Source organism: Streptosporangium sp. NPDC002607 (genome assembly GCF_053592655.1).
In genome coordinates, this window is sequence record NZ_JBSFWD010000069.1 from 1 (window position 1) to 15,960 (window position 15,960).

At 67.5% G+C, this 15,960-nt stretch carries 16 protein-coding genes; 9 read left to right on the plus strand and 7 right to left on the minus strand.

The features are described from left to right. Window positions 1–225: 225 nt before the first annotated feature. The 4 genes from ACWD3H_RS42195 to ACWD3H_RS42210 all read right to left on the minus strand — a co-directional run bounded on the left by ACWD3H_RS42195 (window position 226) and on the right by ACWD3H_RS42210 (window position 3,913). Complete coding sequence (locus tag ACWD3H_RS42195) at window positions 226–795, minus strand: nuclear transport factor 2 family protein (RefSeq protein ID WP_355559390.1); 570 nt, start codon at window positions 793–795, stop codon at window positions 226–228. Window positions 796–977: 182 nt separating this feature from the next. After that, entirely contained in the window at window positions 978–1,766 is a 789-nt protein-coding gene (locus ACWD3H_RS42200; protein WP_451959008.1) for a crotonase/enoyl-CoA hydratase family protein, read from the minus strand. A 153-nt stretch (window positions 1,767–1,919) separates the two neighbouring features. Further along, entirely contained in the window at window positions 1,920–2,678 is a 759-nt protein-coding gene (locus ACWD3H_RS42205) for an SDR family NAD(P)-dependent oxidoreductase (RefSeq protein WP_355559381.1), read from the minus strand. A gap of 38 nt (window positions 2,679–2,716) precedes the next feature. Beyond that, on the minus strand, window positions 2,717–3,913 hold the full coding sequence (locus ACWD3H_RS42210; RefSeq protein ID WP_451959009.1) for a thiolase family protein: 1,197 nt from the start codon (window positions 3,911–3,913) through the stop codon (window positions 2,717–2,719). 131 nt (window positions 3,914–4,044) lie between these two features. On the opposite strand from ACWD3H_RS42210, the gene ACWD3H_RS42215 reads away from it, so the two are divergent. The 6 genes from ACWD3H_RS42215 to ACWD3H_RS42240 all read left to right on the plus strand — a co-directional run bounded on the left by ACWD3H_RS42215 (window position 4,045) and on the right by ACWD3H_RS42240 (window position 10,917). Then, window positions 4,045–5,202, plus strand: a complete 1,158-nt coding sequence (locus ACWD3H_RS42215) for an acyl-CoA dehydrogenase family protein (protein ID WP_451959010.1) — start codon at window positions 4,045–4,047, stop codon at window positions 5,200–5,202. A 59-nt stretch (window positions 5,203–5,261) separates the two neighbouring features. Beyond that, window positions 5,262–6,389, plus strand: coding sequence for an acyl-CoA dehydrogenase family protein (locus ACWD3H_RS42220; RefSeq protein ID WP_451959011.1), 1,128 nt, complete (start codon window positions 5,262–5,264; stop codon window positions 6,387–6,389). Then, a complete protein-coding gene (locus ACWD3H_RS42225) occupies window positions 6,389–7,138 on the plus strand; it encodes an SDR family NAD(P)-dependent oxidoreductase (RefSeq protein WP_355559369.1) in 750 nt (249 codons plus the stop codon). Before ACWD3H_RS42220 ends, ACWD3H_RS42225 begins: the two co-directional genes overlap by 1 nt. 10 nt (window positions 7,139–7,148) lie before the next feature. Beyond that, window positions 7,149–7,952, plus strand: a complete 804-nt coding sequence (locus ACWD3H_RS42230; protein ID WP_451959012.1) for an amidohydrolase family protein — start codon at window positions 7,149–7,151, stop codon at window positions 7,950–7,952. A 420-nt stretch (window positions 7,953–8,372) separates the two neighbouring features. Next, entirely contained in the window at window positions 8,373–9,113 is a 741-nt protein-coding gene (locus ACWD3H_RS42235) for a FadR/GntR family transcriptional regulator (protein ID WP_451959013.1), read from the plus strand. Between the two features lie 841 nt (window positions 9,114–9,954). After that, complete coding sequence (locus ACWD3H_RS42240) at window positions 9,955–10,917, plus strand: endonuclease/exonuclease/phosphatase family protein (protein WP_451959014.1); 963 nt, start codon at window positions 9,955–9,957, stop codon at window positions 10,915–10,917. Here ACWD3H_RS42240 and ACWD3H_RS42245 read toward each other — a convergent pair. Next, window positions 10,904–11,689: an MFS transporter gene (locus ACWD3H_RS42245; RefSeq protein WP_451959015.1), complete on the minus strand. Its 786-nt coding sequence runs from the start codon at window positions 11,687–11,689 to the stop codon at window positions 10,904–10,906. The two genes, ACWD3H_RS42240 and ACWD3H_RS42245, sit on opposite strands and share 14 nt — an antisense overlap. Window positions 11,690–12,177: 488 nt before the next feature. On the opposite strand from ACWD3H_RS42245, the gene ACWD3H_RS42250 reads away from it, so the two are divergent. Further along, on the plus strand, window positions 12,178–12,888 hold the full coding sequence (locus tag ACWD3H_RS42250) for an alpha/beta fold hydrolase (protein ID WP_451959016.1): 711 nt from the start codon (window positions 12,178–12,180) through the stop codon (window positions 12,886–12,888). A 209-nt stretch (window positions 12,889–13,097) separates the two neighbouring features. On the opposite strand, the gene ACWD3H_RS42255 is transcribed toward ACWD3H_RS42250, so the two are convergent. Both ACWD3H_RS42255 and ACWD3H_RS42260 read right to left on the minus strand, forming a co-directional pair. Beyond that, window positions 13,098–13,520 carry a hypothetical protein gene (locus ACWD3H_RS42255; RefSeq protein ID WP_451959017.1) on the minus strand — a complete coding sequence of 141 codons (423 nt, stop codon included), beginning with the start codon at window positions 13,518–13,520 and terminating at the stop codon, window positions 13,098–13,100. 47 nt (window positions 13,521–13,567) lie between these two features. Beyond that, window positions 13,568–14,134: a hypothetical protein gene (locus tag ACWD3H_RS42260; protein WP_355559348.1), complete on the minus strand. Its 567-nt coding sequence runs from the start codon at window positions 14,132–14,134 to the stop codon at window positions 13,568–13,570. Between the two features lie 416 nt (window positions 14,135–14,550). On the opposite strand from ACWD3H_RS42260, the gene ACWD3H_RS42265 reads away from it, so the two are divergent. Next, complete coding sequence (locus ACWD3H_RS42265; RefSeq protein ID WP_355559345.1) at window positions 14,551–14,694, plus strand: hypothetical protein; 144 nt, start codon at window positions 14,551–14,553, stop codon at window positions 14,692–14,694. A gap of 139 nt (window positions 14,695–14,833) precedes the next feature. After that, on the plus strand, window positions 14,834–15,829 hold the full coding sequence (locus tag ACWD3H_RS42270; protein ID WP_451959031.1) for a DUF1702 family protein: 996 nt from the start codon (window positions 14,834–14,836) through the stop codon (window positions 15,827–15,829). The last annotated feature ends 131 nt before the right edge of the window (window positions 15,830–15,960 follow it).

Genomic DNA, 15,960 nt, shown 5'->3' on the forward strand with positions numbered 1-15,960 from the left:
GCTGATCCCCGGCACCGCAGTTGCCGGGGATCAGCTCGGTGGCGGCACCAGGACCGGGCATCCATAACCTCTGGCGGTCACCCCCGGGAGTGGAACTGACTCCGTCCCGGCCGAGTCGGCGTTCGCAGCCACGGCAACGAGCAGTCCGGCCAGGCCGGGCGTCACCGTGCTCGTGGCCAGGGTGGAGTTCCGTATCGGGGTTGACCGCCGAAGGGCGTCGGACCCTCAGTCGAGGAAGTCCCAGAGCCAGTCGTTCTTGGCGCCGTCGGAGTACAGGGACTCCGGCCAGTCCGCCGGACGGTGATCGCCGTAGGCCCGGACGCTGTTCCTGTCCCCCAGGCCCTCGGCATACTCGGTAACCGGCAGGTAGTACATGTAGGACATGAGACGGGCCGCGAACCGCCAGGCACCGTCGACTCGGCGGTAGACGTCCTTGTAGCGCAGAGCCACGAGCATGGTGACCCCGTTCCGAGCCACCTCGGCGTGTGACGCGAGCAGACCGTAGGCGACGTCCGGGTCGGACTCATCAAATCGGATCACATGGCCGTGAGTGAAGTGATTTGTCGGGCCTAGGACAGCAAACCGCCCCAGATAGGTGGTGACGATCTCCTCCATGCCGGTGGCGGCGAACACTCCGTCCTGGGAACGGAGTGTGGCGTCCTCGCAGAAGATCCTGCGGATCATCGCCTCGTCGCGCTCGTCCATCGCGTAGCCGTACAGAACGCCGAGTTCCTGGATGGCGTTCCGGTCCTCGAGCTTCGCAAGACGCGCCGCCAGAGATCGTTCGTCAGACATTGAGGCCCTTCCCTCTCCACTCGCCGGCATCGGCCGGCTTGAATATTAATAATTACAATCATCATGCTGACCAGGTGACACGGCGCGATGCCGGGCGCAGGAGCGCCGGGATGAACGGGCAAGGGGCTTGGTCACCGGAGTCGGCAGGTCTCAGCCAACCCGGCCGCCTCACTGCCGTGCGTTCAGCGACCCGTCCAGCGAGGAGCGCGCTTCTCCACGAAGGCCAAGGCCCCCTCCTTGGCGTCGGCGGACTCGCGGATCGGGTTGACGTACTCCTCCTGGCGGTCGAACTTCTCGTCGAGCGGCCAGTCCGTGGAATTCACCAGGACCCGCTTGGAGGCCGCGAGCGCCAGCGGCGCGTTCGCGGCGATCTCCTCGGCAAGCTCGAGCGCGGCCCGCAGCGCGCCGCCCGGCTCCGCCAGACGGTTGACCAGATGAACCTCAGCGGCATCGGGAGCCGGCCACATACGCCCGGTGAGGACAAGCTCCATGGCCAGATGGTAGGGAACGCGGTGCTGAAGGCGGAGGAGTCCGCCGGCCGCGGCGGTGAGCCCGCGTTTGACCTCGGGAAGCCCGAACTTGGCCTCGCTGGAGGCGACGACGAGGTCGCAGGAGAGCACGATCTCGAAGCCGCCCGCCAGCGCGTAGCCCTCGACCGCCGCGATCAGCGGCTTGTTCGGGGGGCGCCGCACCAGCCCGGCGAAACCGCGGCCCTCGACGACCGGCCGCTCCCCACGGGCGAAACCCTTCAGGTCCATGCCCGCGCAGAACGTGCCTCCAGCCCCGGTGATGACCGCGACGCTGAGGTCGGGACGCTCGTCGAGCATCTCAAGGGCGTCGGCGATCTGGTGGGCCATCGCCATCGACATGGCGTTCCTGACCTCGGGGCGGTTCATGGTGAGCACCAGGACCCGGCCGCGTTCCTGGACGAGGAGCTCGGGGGACTCGGTGCTCGCGGCTGTCTCACTCATGCTTCCTCTTCCTCGACCTTCTTCTTGACCCGGTCCGCGCCACGGGAGCCGATGACCCCGCTGAGGCCGGCGGTCGCGCGCCGGTGGGCGGGCTCGCGCCCCGGGGTCCGATGCCGTCGACGACGGCGTTGGTGTCCGCCATGGGTCCCCTGGTCAGCGGGGAGCCATGCGCATGGCGCCGTCGAGGCGGATGGTCTCGCCGTTGAGCATCTTGTTCTCGATGATCTGCAGCGCCAGCGAGGCGTACTCGTCTGGGAGGCCCAGGCGGCTGGGATGCGGGACCGACTTGCCCAGGGAGTCACGCACCCCTTCGGGGAGCCGGGCCAGGATCGGGGTGTCGAAGAGCCCCGGAGCGATCGTGGTCACCCGGATCAGCTTCGAGGCCAGGTCGCGCGCGGCCACCAGCGTCATGCCGACCACCCCGGCCTTGGCGGAGGCGTAGGGGATCTGGCCGATCTGGCCCTCGTACGCCGCGACCGACGCCGTGAGCACACAGACACCCCGCTCCTCGTCGACCGGGTCGTTCTTCGCCATCCGGGTCGCGGCGAGCCGCAGCACGTTGAACGTGCCGATCAGGTTGATCCGGACGACGTTCTCGTATGTCTCCAGTGACCCGGGGTTGCCGTCCCGGTCGACCAGACGGACCGCACCGCCACGCCCTGCGCAGTGGACGACCGCCCGCAGCGGAGCCACGGCCTCGGCGAGATCGAGTGCGGCGTTCACCCCGTCTGGGTCGGTCACGTCAGCGGGCGCGAAGCGGCCGTTGAGGTCCTCCGCCACTGTCTTCCCCTGCGACTCCGGCAGGTCGAGGATGACCACGTGGGCACCCCGTTGGGCGAGCCGGGCGGCCGTGGCGGCTCCCAGGCCGGAGGCGCCACCGGTGACGACGACCGAGGCTCCGTTGACATCCACGATGAATCTCCTGTTCGGAAATGGTGATGGGGTAATGGCTACAGGCGCTCGATGATCGTGGCGTTGGCCATACCACCTGCCTCGCACATGAGCTGAAGACCGTAGCGCTGCCCGTTGTCCTCAAGCGCGTGCAGCATCGACGTCATGATCCGGGCTCCGGAGGCGCCGAGCGGATGACCGAGCGCGATCGCTCCGCCCCTGGGGTTGACCTTGGCCGGATCGACGTCGAACTCAGCGAGCCAGGCGAGCGGAACCGGTGCGAAGGCCTCGTTGATCTCGATGTGGTCGATCTCGTCGAGCGTGAGTCCGGAGCGCTCGAGGATCCGGTGCGTCGCCGGGATCGGAGCGGTCAGCATCAGCAGGGGGTCGTCACCGCACACGGCCATGGAATGGACGCGCGCACGCGGGGTGAAGCCGAGTTCATCACACTTCTCGCGACTCATCACCAGCAGTGCGCCGGCGCCGTCGGTGATCTGTGAGGAGTTGCCGGCCGTGATGCTCCAGCCGATCTCCGGGAAGCGCCGGGACAGGTCGTCGCGTTCGAAGACCGCCTTCAGGGTCGCGAGCCTCTCAACGGTGCTGCCGGGGCGGATCGTCTCATCTCGGTCCACGACGCCGTTCGGGGTCTGGATGGCGAGGATCTCGCGATCGAACCACCCGGCGTCCTGTGCCGCGCCGGCGAGCCGGTGTGACCGTACGGAGTACTCGTCGAGGGCGGTACGGTCGAGCTTCCATTTCGCCGCGACGAGTTCCGCCGCCACGCCCTGGGAGACGAGTCCGGGCGCGAAACGCTCCGCGACCTGCGTGCCGTACGGGTCGGCGTCCATGCGCGCGGAACCCATGACGACGCGGCTCATGGACTCGATGCCGCCGGCGATCGCGATGTCGTACGAGCCCGCCCTGATCGCCTGGGCCGCGAAGTGCACGGCCTGCTGACCCGATCCGCACTTGCGGTCGATCGTGGCGGCGGGCACGTGTGGCGGGAGACCCGCGCCCAGCCAGGCCATCCTGCCGGGGGTGGCGGACTGCTCACCCACCTGCGACACGCAACCGATCAGCACATCGTCCACGATGCCCGGGTCCAGGTCATTGCGGGCCAGCAGGCCGGTCAGGGTCTGGGCCAGGAGGTCGACCGGATGGACGTCCGCAAGAGCACCTCCGCCACGGCCGCGGCCACTTGCGGTCCGGACCGCGTCGACGATCACAACATCAGCAAGAACTTGCGCAACTCCCATGGGTATTGTTTATCATGATATTCATCATAGTGTCCATGGTGGCCGCCCGGTCACCACCCCCTCCTCCGCGGCCGTTGACGGCCACACGCGAGGAATCTAGAATAATGATTACATTCGAAAGAACGGATGCCATGTCTGCCAGTGTCGATGAGCATCAGGAGATCCGTGCGCTGGCCGCGCGTGTTGCCGCAGAGGTGTACGCCCCCATGGCGGAACAGCTCGACGTGGATCGGACGCCGATCTCACTGGAACAGCGCAAGCGGCTGGGCGACCTCGGTTTCCTCGGCATCGCCCACCCGGAGCGGTTCGGAGGCTCGGGAGCTCCGCTCTCGCAGGCCCTGGCCGTGATCGAAGAGTTCGGCAAGGTATGCCGTCCGGCCGCGTTCCAGATCTTCGAGGCTAACACCGGCCCCGCACAGGTGATCAACCACCTCGCCACCGAGGAGCAGCGCGAGCGATGGCTGCCCGCCATCATCTCCGGTGACAGGACCATGGCCGTGGCGATCTCCGAGCCTGACGCGGGCTCCGCCGCGACGGACATGCGTACCACCGCGAAGCCGATGAACGGCGGCTACGTCATGAACGGCGGCAAGCGGTGGATCTCCAACGGCGGCGAGGCCGACCAGTACCTGGTGTACTGCCGGCTCAGCGACGCCCCCGGCTCCAAGGGCATTGGCGCGGTCCTCGTCGAGAAGGGCATGCCGGGCCTCAGCTTCGGCGCTCCGGAACGCCTCATGGGTTTCCGTGGCATCCCCTCCGCCGATGTCATCTTCGACAACGTGCAGGTGCCCAAGGAGAACGTCGTCGTTCCCGCCGGTGACTTCGGCAAGCTTTTTGGTGTCTTCTCGATCGAGCGGCTCGGCAACTCCACCATGAGCCTGGCGATCGGCCAGGAGGCGCTGAACCGTACGATGCGATATGTCGAGGAGCGCGAGCAGTTCGGCAAGCCTCTGATCGAGTTCCAGAGCGTCCAGGTGATCCTCGCTGACATGGTGCTCCAGGTCGAGGCCGCCCGGTTGCTCCTTCAGCGCGCGGCAGCCGGCGCCGACACCGGCCTGCCCGACCCGCTGCAGGTGTCGCTCGCCAAGTGCACCGCCAACGAGATGGCCAAGCGGGTCACCGACCTGGCCATGCAGCTGCACGGCGGCAACGGTTACACGGAGGAGTACGGTATCGAGCGCCTGCACCGTGACGCCCACGGCTGGGCCATCGCCGGCGGTACGCCGACCATGCAGCGCATCCGCATCGTCACCGAACTGCTCGGTCGCAGGTTCGACCAGCGTCGCTGAGCCCAGCCGTACTCCGCCGAGACCTCAACAGGAGAGACAGCATCGTGGAAGATGGGCAGATGTTCGATCTGAGCCCGCGTCATCGGAAGATCCAGGAGATCGCGCGTGCTGTCGCGGCTCAGGTCGACGAGTTCGCGAACGAGGCCGATGAGTGTGTCGAGGTGCACCCGGGTGTCCTGCGGGCACTGCGTGAAAGCGGCCTCGCCCGGCAGGTGGTGCCGGCGGCGTACGGCGGCGAGACCGAGGTCCTCGACCCGCTGTCGATCGTGGTCGTCCGTGAGGCGCTGATGTACAGCTCGGCTCACCTGGACTCGCTGTTCGGCATGCAGGGGGTGGGCAGCTACTCGCTCGCCGTAGGAGGCTCCGACGAGCTCAAGAGCCGGTGGCTGCCCCAGGTGGCCCGGCTCGACGCGATTGCCGGTCTGGCGCTGACCGAGCCGGACGTCGGCTCGGACCTGCGGGGGGTGACCACGACGATCCAGGCCGTTCCCGGCGGAGTGCGCGTGCACGGGCGGAAGTCGTTCATCACCAACGGCGGCGCCGCCGACTTCTACTGCGTGCTCGGAAAGGAGGATGAGGGCTACTCGATGGTCCTCGTTCCCGCTGACACACCCGGCCTGACGATCACGCGGGGCGACGACCTGATCGCGCCTCACATCCTCGGTGAGCTCGACTTCGACGACGTCGTGGTGCCCGAGGGCAACCGGCTCGGCGTACCGGGCAAGGCGTTCTCTCTCATGCTGCAGACCCTCGCGGTCTTCCGGGTGACGGTTGCGGGTTCCGCGGTGGGCCTCGCCCAGGCCGCACTCGACGAGGCGCTGCGGCACGCGAAGACGCGGGAGCAGTTCGGCCGGCCGCTGATCGACCTTGGTGCCGTCTCGCAGAGCGTGGCCCTGTCCTGGACCGAGGTGGAGTCGGCCCGGGCGATCACCTATCGGGCGGCGGCACTGGCCCAGTCCGACCCGCTCGCCCACCTCGACTACTCGTCGATCGCGAAGGTCAGCGCCACCGAGGCGGCCGGCCGCGTGGTCGACCGCTCAGTGCAGATCATGGGCCGGTTCGGCCTGGTGCGTGGTTCGAAGATCGAACGTCTGTATCGCAACGCCCGTCCGCTGCGGGTCTACGAGGGTGCCACCGAGGTGCTGCTCGACGCGCTCGCGCGCCGGTTGTCGAAGGGAGTCTCCTGATGGACCTCGGACTGCGTGACAGCGTCGTCCTCGTCACCGGTGCCAGCCGGGGGCTCGGAGCGGCGATCTCCATCCAGCTCGCGGCCGAGGGCGCATACGTCGTGGCCGCCGCCCGCTCCAAGGACAGCCTCAGCGACCTGGCGGCCAGGGGTGAGGGCCGCATCTCGATCATCGAGGCGGACATGCGCGACGAGGCTTCCGTCGTCGGCCTCGTCGACGAGGTCATCGCGCGGCACGGCCGGATCGACGGGCTGATCAACAACGCCGGGGTCGCGCCCGCCGGGAAGTTCGTGGACCAGGACCCGCAGATCTGGAAGGACACGATGACGGTCAACGTCATCGCGCCGATGCTGCTCGCCCAGGCCGCCGGCCGGCACATGATCGCGCAAGGTGACGGCCGGATTCTCAACGTGGCCTCGACGACGGGTGTGCGCGGCAAGCCGTACCTGGTCGGCTACTCCACCTCGAAGGGCGCGATGATCCGGATGACCGAGGCGCTTGCCGCCGAGTGGGCCTCGAAGAACGTGCGGGTCAACGCGATCGCTCCCGGCGCGTTCCAGACCGACGCCCAGAAGGCCGTGCTCGAGTCCCCCGAACTGCTCCGGCGGCGGGTCGCGAAGATTCCCGCGGGCCGGATGGCGGACCCCTCCGAACTCGTCCCCCTCGCCTGTCTGCTCGTTTCGCCCCTCTCCTCGTTCACCACAGGTGCGATCTTCGTGGTCGACGGCGGCGAGTCCGGCAAGTTGTGAGGATATCCCCATGATCATTGACGCTCATACGCACGTCTGGCCCGACAAGATCGCCGGGATCGCGCTGGGAAGCAACCGGGTCCCGGGTCTTGAGCCCCGCGGTGACGGAACGGTCGGCGGCTTGACCCGCCAGATGGAGTCGACCGGCGTGGACATCAGCTGCTGCCTCGGGATCGCCAACGAGGCCCGGCACGTGGACAAGGTCAACGCGTTCGTGGCCGGGCTGATGTCGGAGAAGCGCATCGGCTTCGGCACGGTGCATGTGGACCTGCCGGTCGAGGAGAACATGGCGAGCCTGCAGCGGCATGGTGTGAAGGCGGTGAAGCTGCACCCGCTGTTCCAGAACTTCGCGCTCGACGACAAACGGCTCTGGCTGATCCTCGAGGCCTTCGGCGGCGACATCGCCGTGATCACCCATGTCGGCGAGGGCGGCGACGCGCGCACCAACAGTCTGTCGAGCCCGAAGATGATCGCGGACATCGCCAGGCAGTTCCCGGATCTGCGGCTGATGGCCTGTCACTTCGGCGGTTACAAGATCCTCGACGATGCCGAGGAGATGCTCTCCGGCGCGGACGTCGTGCTGGAGACATCCTGGCCGCCGAGCCTCGCGACCCTGCGACCGGACCGGGTACGCCGGCTCATCCGGAACCACGGCGCGGAGCGGATCGTGTTCGGCTCCGACTGGCCGATGACCGACCCCGGGTCGGAGATCGCCGCCATCGAGGCGCTCGGACTCACCGACGACGAGAGCAAGTCGGTGCTGGGCGGGACGATCGCGCGGGTCCTCGGCGTCGATTCGCCGTGGGCGCGCTAACCTTGTGTTCCATGAGAAAGGGCCGGGATGACCATCCCGGCCCTTTCTCATGGAACTCCCGCAGGGGCGATCGTGTGGGATAGAGGTCAAAGCCGTGAAGCTGGGAATCGGTGATCACCGTCATTGGGCCCGCACCGGAGGCGGCCGGGAGCGGCTCTGAGCAACCGGCTCGCCTTGCCGAGCGGACGGCGGGCAAGGCGTGTTCGCGTACCGGCAGGAATGCGTCGATACGGTGCGCCGGTCGCGGGGCGTCCGTGAAGGGGCGCGGCGGTCACCGGGAATCACATGCCAACGGGCAGGAAGCCAGTACTATCCTTGATCACTTCCTGATCGATATCGTGTGGCGAGATTGATGCATACGATAATTAGCATCAGATGTGGGTGCACCATTTCATCTTCGATTAGCTCTCCGGAGACGCGATGAACAACAGTTCAAGGACACGCCCGCAGAAGACCGCGGTGCTGATCGCCCGACGGATCATCGACGACGTACGGCGCAACGGATACTCCGTTGGCGACCGACTACCGTCCGAACGGCTCATGCTGGAGGATTACCAGGTGGGCCGGGGCACGCTACGCGAGTCGTTGCGTTTCCTGGAGTTGCAGGGGGTCATCTCCCTCAAGCCGGGGCCGGGGGGCGGTCCCACGCTGGAAAAGCCCGACGCGTCCAACCTCGCCACCGCCCTCGTGCTACTGCTGCAGTTCGAGAATGCGCCGTTCCGTTCCGTGGTCGAGGCGCGAGTGGGTCTCGAACCGATGATGACCCGACTCGCGGCCGAGCGGATGACGGACGAGCAGTTGCAACGTTTGGCCGAGTCGGTCGACGGGATGCGGGAGAATCTCAATGATCGCGAGATATTTCTCGACACCAACAAGGCGTTCCACGACATCATCGCGTGGTCGTCGGGCAACGCGCTCTTCGGTTTTCTCATCGACGCGCTGCTGGGCATAATCGACGGCACCGCGCTGGGGGTGAACTATCCTCTGCACCGCCGTTCCGCCGTGCTCAAAGCGCACACACGCATCTTCGAGGCGCTCAGCGCTCATGACGGTGACTCGTCCATGGCCGCGATGGAAGCGCACATCCAGGAGTACCTGCGCTATGTGGAGAAGAAGTACCCCGAGGCGATGGCGCAGCCGGTGACGTGGGACCTGCTGTAAGACCGGTCGATCGCCGACCGTCCCGAGTGCCCCGGCCTGCGTCGCGCCGGTGACCACTCCGAACTCGTCCCCCTCCGGTTGACGTAGCCGGGATACGCCTGACCCCATCCTCTGAGAAATCCCAACAGAATGGGGTCGGCCGAGTCCTCGGACATGATCGGTCGTTGTACCGGTCGCGAAGAAGGGCGAGCGGCCACCGCGGATCGCGCTCGACGGGCTCCGGCCTTCCCCCGGCACCGTTTCCAACCGGCTCACCCACCTCAGACGAACCTGTCTTTCGCGCGTGGCGTACAGCCGCCGCTTTCAGGAAGCCTGAGCTTCTCCTCGAGTTCGCGCGTTCGTGCGCGCCCAGGGCCGGTGAGCGGCCGCGGTTCCCGGTACGCGTGGGCATGTCAGCGGCCCTTCGCCTCCAGCTTGATGACGAGAAGCTCGTGATCGGGGTTGGCGTCGTGCCACGCCTTGATGTTGTCCAGGCAGTAGTTGAGCGGCTGGCTGCGGGAGGAGTCGCGCAGCTGCCCGACGGTCGCGCCCTGCTCGCAGTTGTTGTCGTTTGATCACCGCGGTCATGGACGCGACCAGGGTGGCCATGACGGCGAGACGGGCGGGGAAACGCAAGGCGGCCTCCGAGGGGGTGAGGAAGCGTGTCCGCGGCGTTATGGGGATTTTCAAATTTCTCGACCAGATATTGACTCAAATGAGATAAGTCCGCAAGATCAGTTTCATCCCGGAAATCCGGCTAAATCGCCCAGGCGTACCACCTCACCTGAAGCCACCGGCTTGCGCGGATAAAAGCTGCCAATCTCCACCGAATCTGCACAGAAGACCGTTACGCTCCCGGTTCATGATCAGATCGAGATGGGTGGGCCTGCTGCTGGTCTGGCCGATGGTGCTGCCGTTCGCGGTGTGGGCGGTGCTCAGGACCGGCGGGTGGACCCCGCTGTGGCAGTGGGTCCCCCTGGTGGCCTTCACCCCGTACGCGGCGGTGGCCTCGGTGATCCCGCTGCTCCTGGCCCTGGGGCTGCGCCGCTGGGCGGCCGCGGCCCTCGCCCTGGTCACCAGCGCGGTGCTGGCGACGGCCGTGCTCCCCCGCTACTTCGCCGACGGCGACCAGCCCGCCTCGGACGAGCGGCTCCGGGTGCTCGCCGCGAACCTGGCCGTCGGCGCGGGAGACACCGACGCCCTGATGGATCTCGTGCGCTCCCTCGATCCGGACGTGCTGGCCCTCCAGGAGCTCACCCCCGCCGCACGCGAGCGCCTGGAGGCGGCCGGCCTGCGCAAGCGCATGCCCCATGTGGTGGATCGCGCGGTCGACGGGGTACACGGCTCCGGCATCTACTCCAGGCATCCCATCACCGAGAAACCCCTGATCGCGCTGGGCAGGTTCCGGCAGGCACGGGGGGTGATCAGGCATCCGAGCGGCCACGAGATCGAGGTCGTCTCGGTCCACCCCTGCGCGCCCAGGTACGACTACAAGGTCTGGTGCTGGGACGAGGGGCTGCGGGCACTGCCCAGGGCGGGCGGGCAGCTGCGGGTACTGGCCGGCGACTTCAACGCCACCCTCGACCACGGGCTGGTACGCGACCTGCTCGGCAGCGGCTACCGCGACGCGGCCGACGTCACCGGGAACGGCCTGATCCCCACCTGGCCGCAGCAGGGCTGGGAGCCGCTGCCCGGTGTGACGATCGACCATGTGCTCGCCGACTCGCGCATGGCGGTCAACAGCTTCGGCGTCCACCCCCTGCCGGACACCGACCACCGCCCGGTCTTCGCCGAACTCGGCCTGCCCCGGTTCACGGGCCGCTGAGCCAGGCCGGGCCCATCACGGTCCGGGACAGAGCGTGATGGGCCCGGCTCGGATCACCCGGCTCCTCCAGCGATCCCCACAGTGCCGTCACCGCCGGCACCAGCAGCAGCGCCCGGCGCGTCGACCGGTCGGCGCGCAGGGTCGCGACGTAGCCGCCCGGCGAGGTCCCCTCCCGCTGCCCGCGTAGGCGATGTTCGGGAAAGGTCAGTGCGACGGCCGTGGCGAGCACGCACGCCAGGACGCTGCCCACGGCGACCAGCGGGTAGCCGCCCAGGGCGAACACCGGGGCGGCCACGGCCATGGACGCCATGACGGCGCCCGTGCCGATCGCGCGGGCGCGGCCCATGACCGCGGCGTAGCGACCGGTGGCATCCAGATGGTCGAGTTCGGTGTAGACCAGCGCCTCCAGCGCGCCCGACTGCAGCGCTCCCGAGGCGCCCCACAGGCCGAAGCCCGCGGCGAACACCCAGTAGGAGGGGGCGGCGACCCACAGGCCGAAGCCGACGGCGGCCAGTAGCGGCGCGAGGGCGAGTAGCCCACGCCGCGAGACGGCATCTGCCCACACTCCTGACGGGACCTCCATAACGACGGAGGTCAGTGACCAGACCACCAGGAGCGAGGAGATTTCGGCGGTCGACAGGCCCGTGTCGACGAAGAGCAGCGTATAGAACGGGTAGAGCAGGACGAACTCATCAAGAAAGGTGTAGGCGTAGAGCGTCGCGGCCAAGCGCTTCGCGCGCCCGCCGGGCGCGCGAAGAGAAGAAGTGGTCATGAGGTCCTTCTCGCGGGGACTGTACGGACTCGGGATGCTCGGCATCTCCGGAGGTCCGCGGCAGCACGCGCCAGACCGACCTATCGTTCAGGATCAATGTCGCCAGGTCATACCACCGACCCTACCCTCCCGCCTCCTGCTTTCTGGTTCGGCCGCGACCACCCGGGCCGAAGAGCCGATCACCCCGTTCGCCGCGGCGGCCGAGCGTCTGGACGAGACCGTCGGTGTCGGGATGATCTCCGCCCAAGAGCTTGAACGGCTCACCGGTAAGGAGGTCGCCCTTGACCACTCCTCACACTCGCAGCCTCATCCTCCGATCATCGGCTGAGATTCGCTGCCATCTGCCCGGCTAAGGTCTGATCTTCGAGTTAGATCAAGCTCAGGAGATCCGCGATCAGGCAACGGCCGACTCGCCATTCGTTCCGATCGTGGCCCATGGCACCGCACCGCCTGCCTCGCGTCCTATCCACCGAGAAAGGAGAGACCCCATGACCATCTTCGTCTTACTCCCCGGCCCCTGGATGGGGGCATGGGCCTGGGAACCGGTCGCCACCCGCCTGCGCGCCCTGGGCCACCAGGCTCGCCCTCTGACCCTGCCAGGCCTGGACAGTCTCTGCGGCGACGTCTCCCACATCGGCCTGAGCAGCCATGTCGACCATGTTCTGGCCGTACTCGTCACCGCAGACCTATGCGACGTCGTCCTGGTCAGCCACAGCTACTCCGGCATCGTCGCCGGTCAGGTCGCCGACCGCGCCTCCGACCGCGTCGCTCATACGGTCTACGTCGAGGCGGTCCTTCCCCGCCATGGCCGGTCGATGCTCCAGGCGTTCCCCCCTGATCAGCAGCCTGACGAGAACGCCCTCATCGCCGACAACCACGGCTGCTGGCCCGCCCCCGACGCCGACCTCCTCTCCGAGGACACCGACCTCACCCCGTACCAGGCGCAGTGGCTGGCCGACCGCTGCGTCGGCCATCCCGGTCGCACGATCACTGAGCCGGCCGTTCTGCAGCGACCCCTCGCCGAGCAGCGCGCCACCTACGTGGTCTGTGCCAAGGACCATGTCGACGATCAGCTGACGCCTGATGTCGCGGCTCTGCGGACCGCCCCGACCTGGACTTTCCATACCATCGACACCGGTCACTGGCCCATGTTCACCGCGCCGGACGAACTGGCCGCACTCCTCGACCGGATCCACTGACGCCTGTACACGTTGAGGAACACGCCGACGTTGGAGATGACCGTCGGCTTCTTCTCCGACCGGCCCGGCCAGGAGCAGGGCACAGAGGTGCGCCTGACCGGGCCGGGCCAGGCCCGGTGAGTACAGCGGGGCGGGAGACGGGGAACCTCCGGGGGCGGGCGAGGCGGCCCCGACCGCCCCCTCCCCTCTCCCTCGTCGCGAAACGCCGATCAGGCCATCGGCTCTGGAGCCGGTGGCCCCGCAATCGGCCGGCGCAACAAGCGGGCGTGCGGATAGGCCAGAATCGCCGTCCCAGCGACGAGCATCAACACCGTGAACACCCATTCCGACGAGCCTTCCGGGCCGTAGACCCGGTTCATCCGCCCGACGTCGACGGCCTGGGTCTCCCTGCCGGTGTGGTGCGAGTCGCGACTGCTGCCGTGGAGCGTCACGCCGATCCGACTCACCGCACCGTCGTCGGACCGGAACCTCCCGATCCAACTGCAACTCTCGTGCCCGGGATGCTGGACGCAGTAGAGACGCTCCGCGGTGAACACACCGGGAGTCCCGTCCGCACGGGCCGCACGCACGACTGGACCGATGTTCGGCACGGCGATGTACAGAAGAAAGGCCCCGATGAGGGTCAGCGCCATAGTAAAGATCGGCGAGTGCCCGTGCCCGGCCGGTCGGCCCGTCGTCGTCACCGCGCGGGAGCGAGTGCGCAGCCGCAGTACATCCGGGCACGTTCGGATTCACGGGGACGCCGGTGCAGGAGCATGGCCACCACCATGGGTGCGAACACGATGGCGTTGTAGAACAGGTGAAGCTCCACCCTGGGGATCAGGAGCTGGATGATGCTGGTGGGCACCGGCTTGCCCAGCAGGTTGTTACCGGTCAGTACCTGCGCCAGCAGTAGGAAGTGCTCCAGGTGGTGCCAGGCCTGAATACCCAGGGCGACGTTCCACCAGGTGCGGGAGCGCCCGGTGAAACCCTTGCGAAGCAGCAGGAACCCGACGAGCATTATCAGCGCGTAGCCGTAGTGCATCCATTCCGACTGCACCAGCCATGGGAAGGGCACCCCAAGCACGCCGCGGGCTTCGGGCAGGGGCCAGTCGAGGAAATAGATCTGGACCGCCTGGGCGAGGTGCTCCGCCCAGTGGGCCAGCACGATCACGAGGAAGACGCCCAGCGCCATCCTGTGATATCGGCCGTTGAGCGCCGACGGTTGGACGATGGCATTCTGCCTCGGAGTTGTCCGGTTGGCCATGTGTGACCTCTTCGTCGTAGGGGGCAGGACGACGTGCCTCACGCGATGGCATCGTGTCCGCCCAAGTGTCAGCACCCGGACGGGCTCCGGCATCTCTGGACGTGCTGACTCCACCGAGCGGCAGGCCGGTCGAGCGCGCTCTCATGTGGCCGACTCTTCCCCCGGGCAGGACCTTCCGAGCCATGCCTGGCCGTGCGGCCCGGCGCACCGGCGCCCGGGCCCGCCGAGCCGATAGCGCATTTTGAGAAAAGCGTCGCTTCGGCCGGAGCCTCACCCTAGGAGGAGCGTGGTGTGCCGCACGGTTCAGGTGATGAAACGCCACCGCATGAGATCCCCATCTCCGAGGAGAGGTACATGGCACGGGACGGCGTCACTGCCCAAGTCCGAGGAGAGGTGCCCGGTGGTGAGTCACCCTGGTGTTCATCGACGGCCATCTCCCGCGCGGGCGCGGGCCGGTCGTCCTGCTCGGCGATCTCGCCGGCTTCCCGCGCACGACCGTCCAGCCGACCGGTTTCGTCGACCAGACGCCCCTGATGACTTCACCCTTGAATCCGATGTGAACTTCCCCATGGTCCGGCCTCGATCACGAACGTATCCGGCCGGAAAACACCGACAGAGAAACGCAGCCCCAAAACGCCATAGGGGACTTCACATACGACCATTATCCGATCGGGTCCGAAGGCGAATTCAGAAGGCATGATGTCGACTTTATCTGGCTCCTTGCGCAGGCTTCTGCTGGCTCCGTCCCTAGCCGATGTGACTTTCGCCGGGCGAGGTTTCCCTGTGACACAGACGGACGCCACGCAGCGGCTGGAGGCCATCCCCCAGGCAGTCGTCTGCGGGTTCGAATGGGGAATCGACGCCCGAGGTCAGTGGGAGGTCGAGCGACGGTTGAGCATGGTGGAACCCGAACTGCGGGGGTTCGCCTACGAAGGTGCGACGATGGCCCTCACCATCCTCGACGCCATGAGCGGCGGTCGTGGTCATCGTGTCCGGGACCTGCTGCTCGGCCCAGGACAGCCGCACATCTTCCTCACCTACATCGGCATCGGTTTCGCCATGGCACGGCTGCCCAGGCCACTGTGGAAGAAGGTCATGCCCGACCTGACCGGGTCGGCGTACTACCCGACGATGAGCTGGCTGGCGGTCGACGGCTACGGCTTCGACCGCGCCTACTTCGACACCGGGCGCTGGGTGGATGGGCAGTACGTTCCCTCGCCGTATCCGTGGGAAAACTCACCCGGCTACTTCGCACGTGCGGCCGACCAGGGCGTCGGCCGGGCGCTGTGGTTCATCCACGGCGGCCAGGTGCCGGATGTCACCGCCTCCGTGCGGCGTTTCGCAAGCCACCGGCAGGCCGATCTGTGGAGTGGCGTGGGGCTGGCCGCGACATTCGCCGGGGGCTGCGGGGCCGAGGCGCTCTCCGTGTTGCGCCGGGAGGCCGGCGCACACCGGCCGGAACTGGCTCAGGGCGCGGTCTTCGCGGCCAAGGCCCGCAGTTACGCGGGCTTCATCCCGACGCATACCGAGATGGCCGTGAGCGTCCTGGCGGACCTGTCCCTCCAGGACGCCGTCACTCTCGCCGACGACACCGAGGTGAGCCCTCACGGCTCCGGCCCCGTTCCGCAATACGAGCTTTGGAGGCAAAGGGTGCGGGCGCGCTTCCCGGCCTCCGGCGACCCCGTTTCCGCTTGATGCCGGCTCCTGTTGAAAACGTGAGCCGAGGGCGCCGGGCGAGCATTCTTTAATTAGCTCAGAAGTTGGATTCGATTGATAAGCGAACTCACGGAAGGGTTTGGGGGGAAAGGAAATTGAAAAAGGCTCTA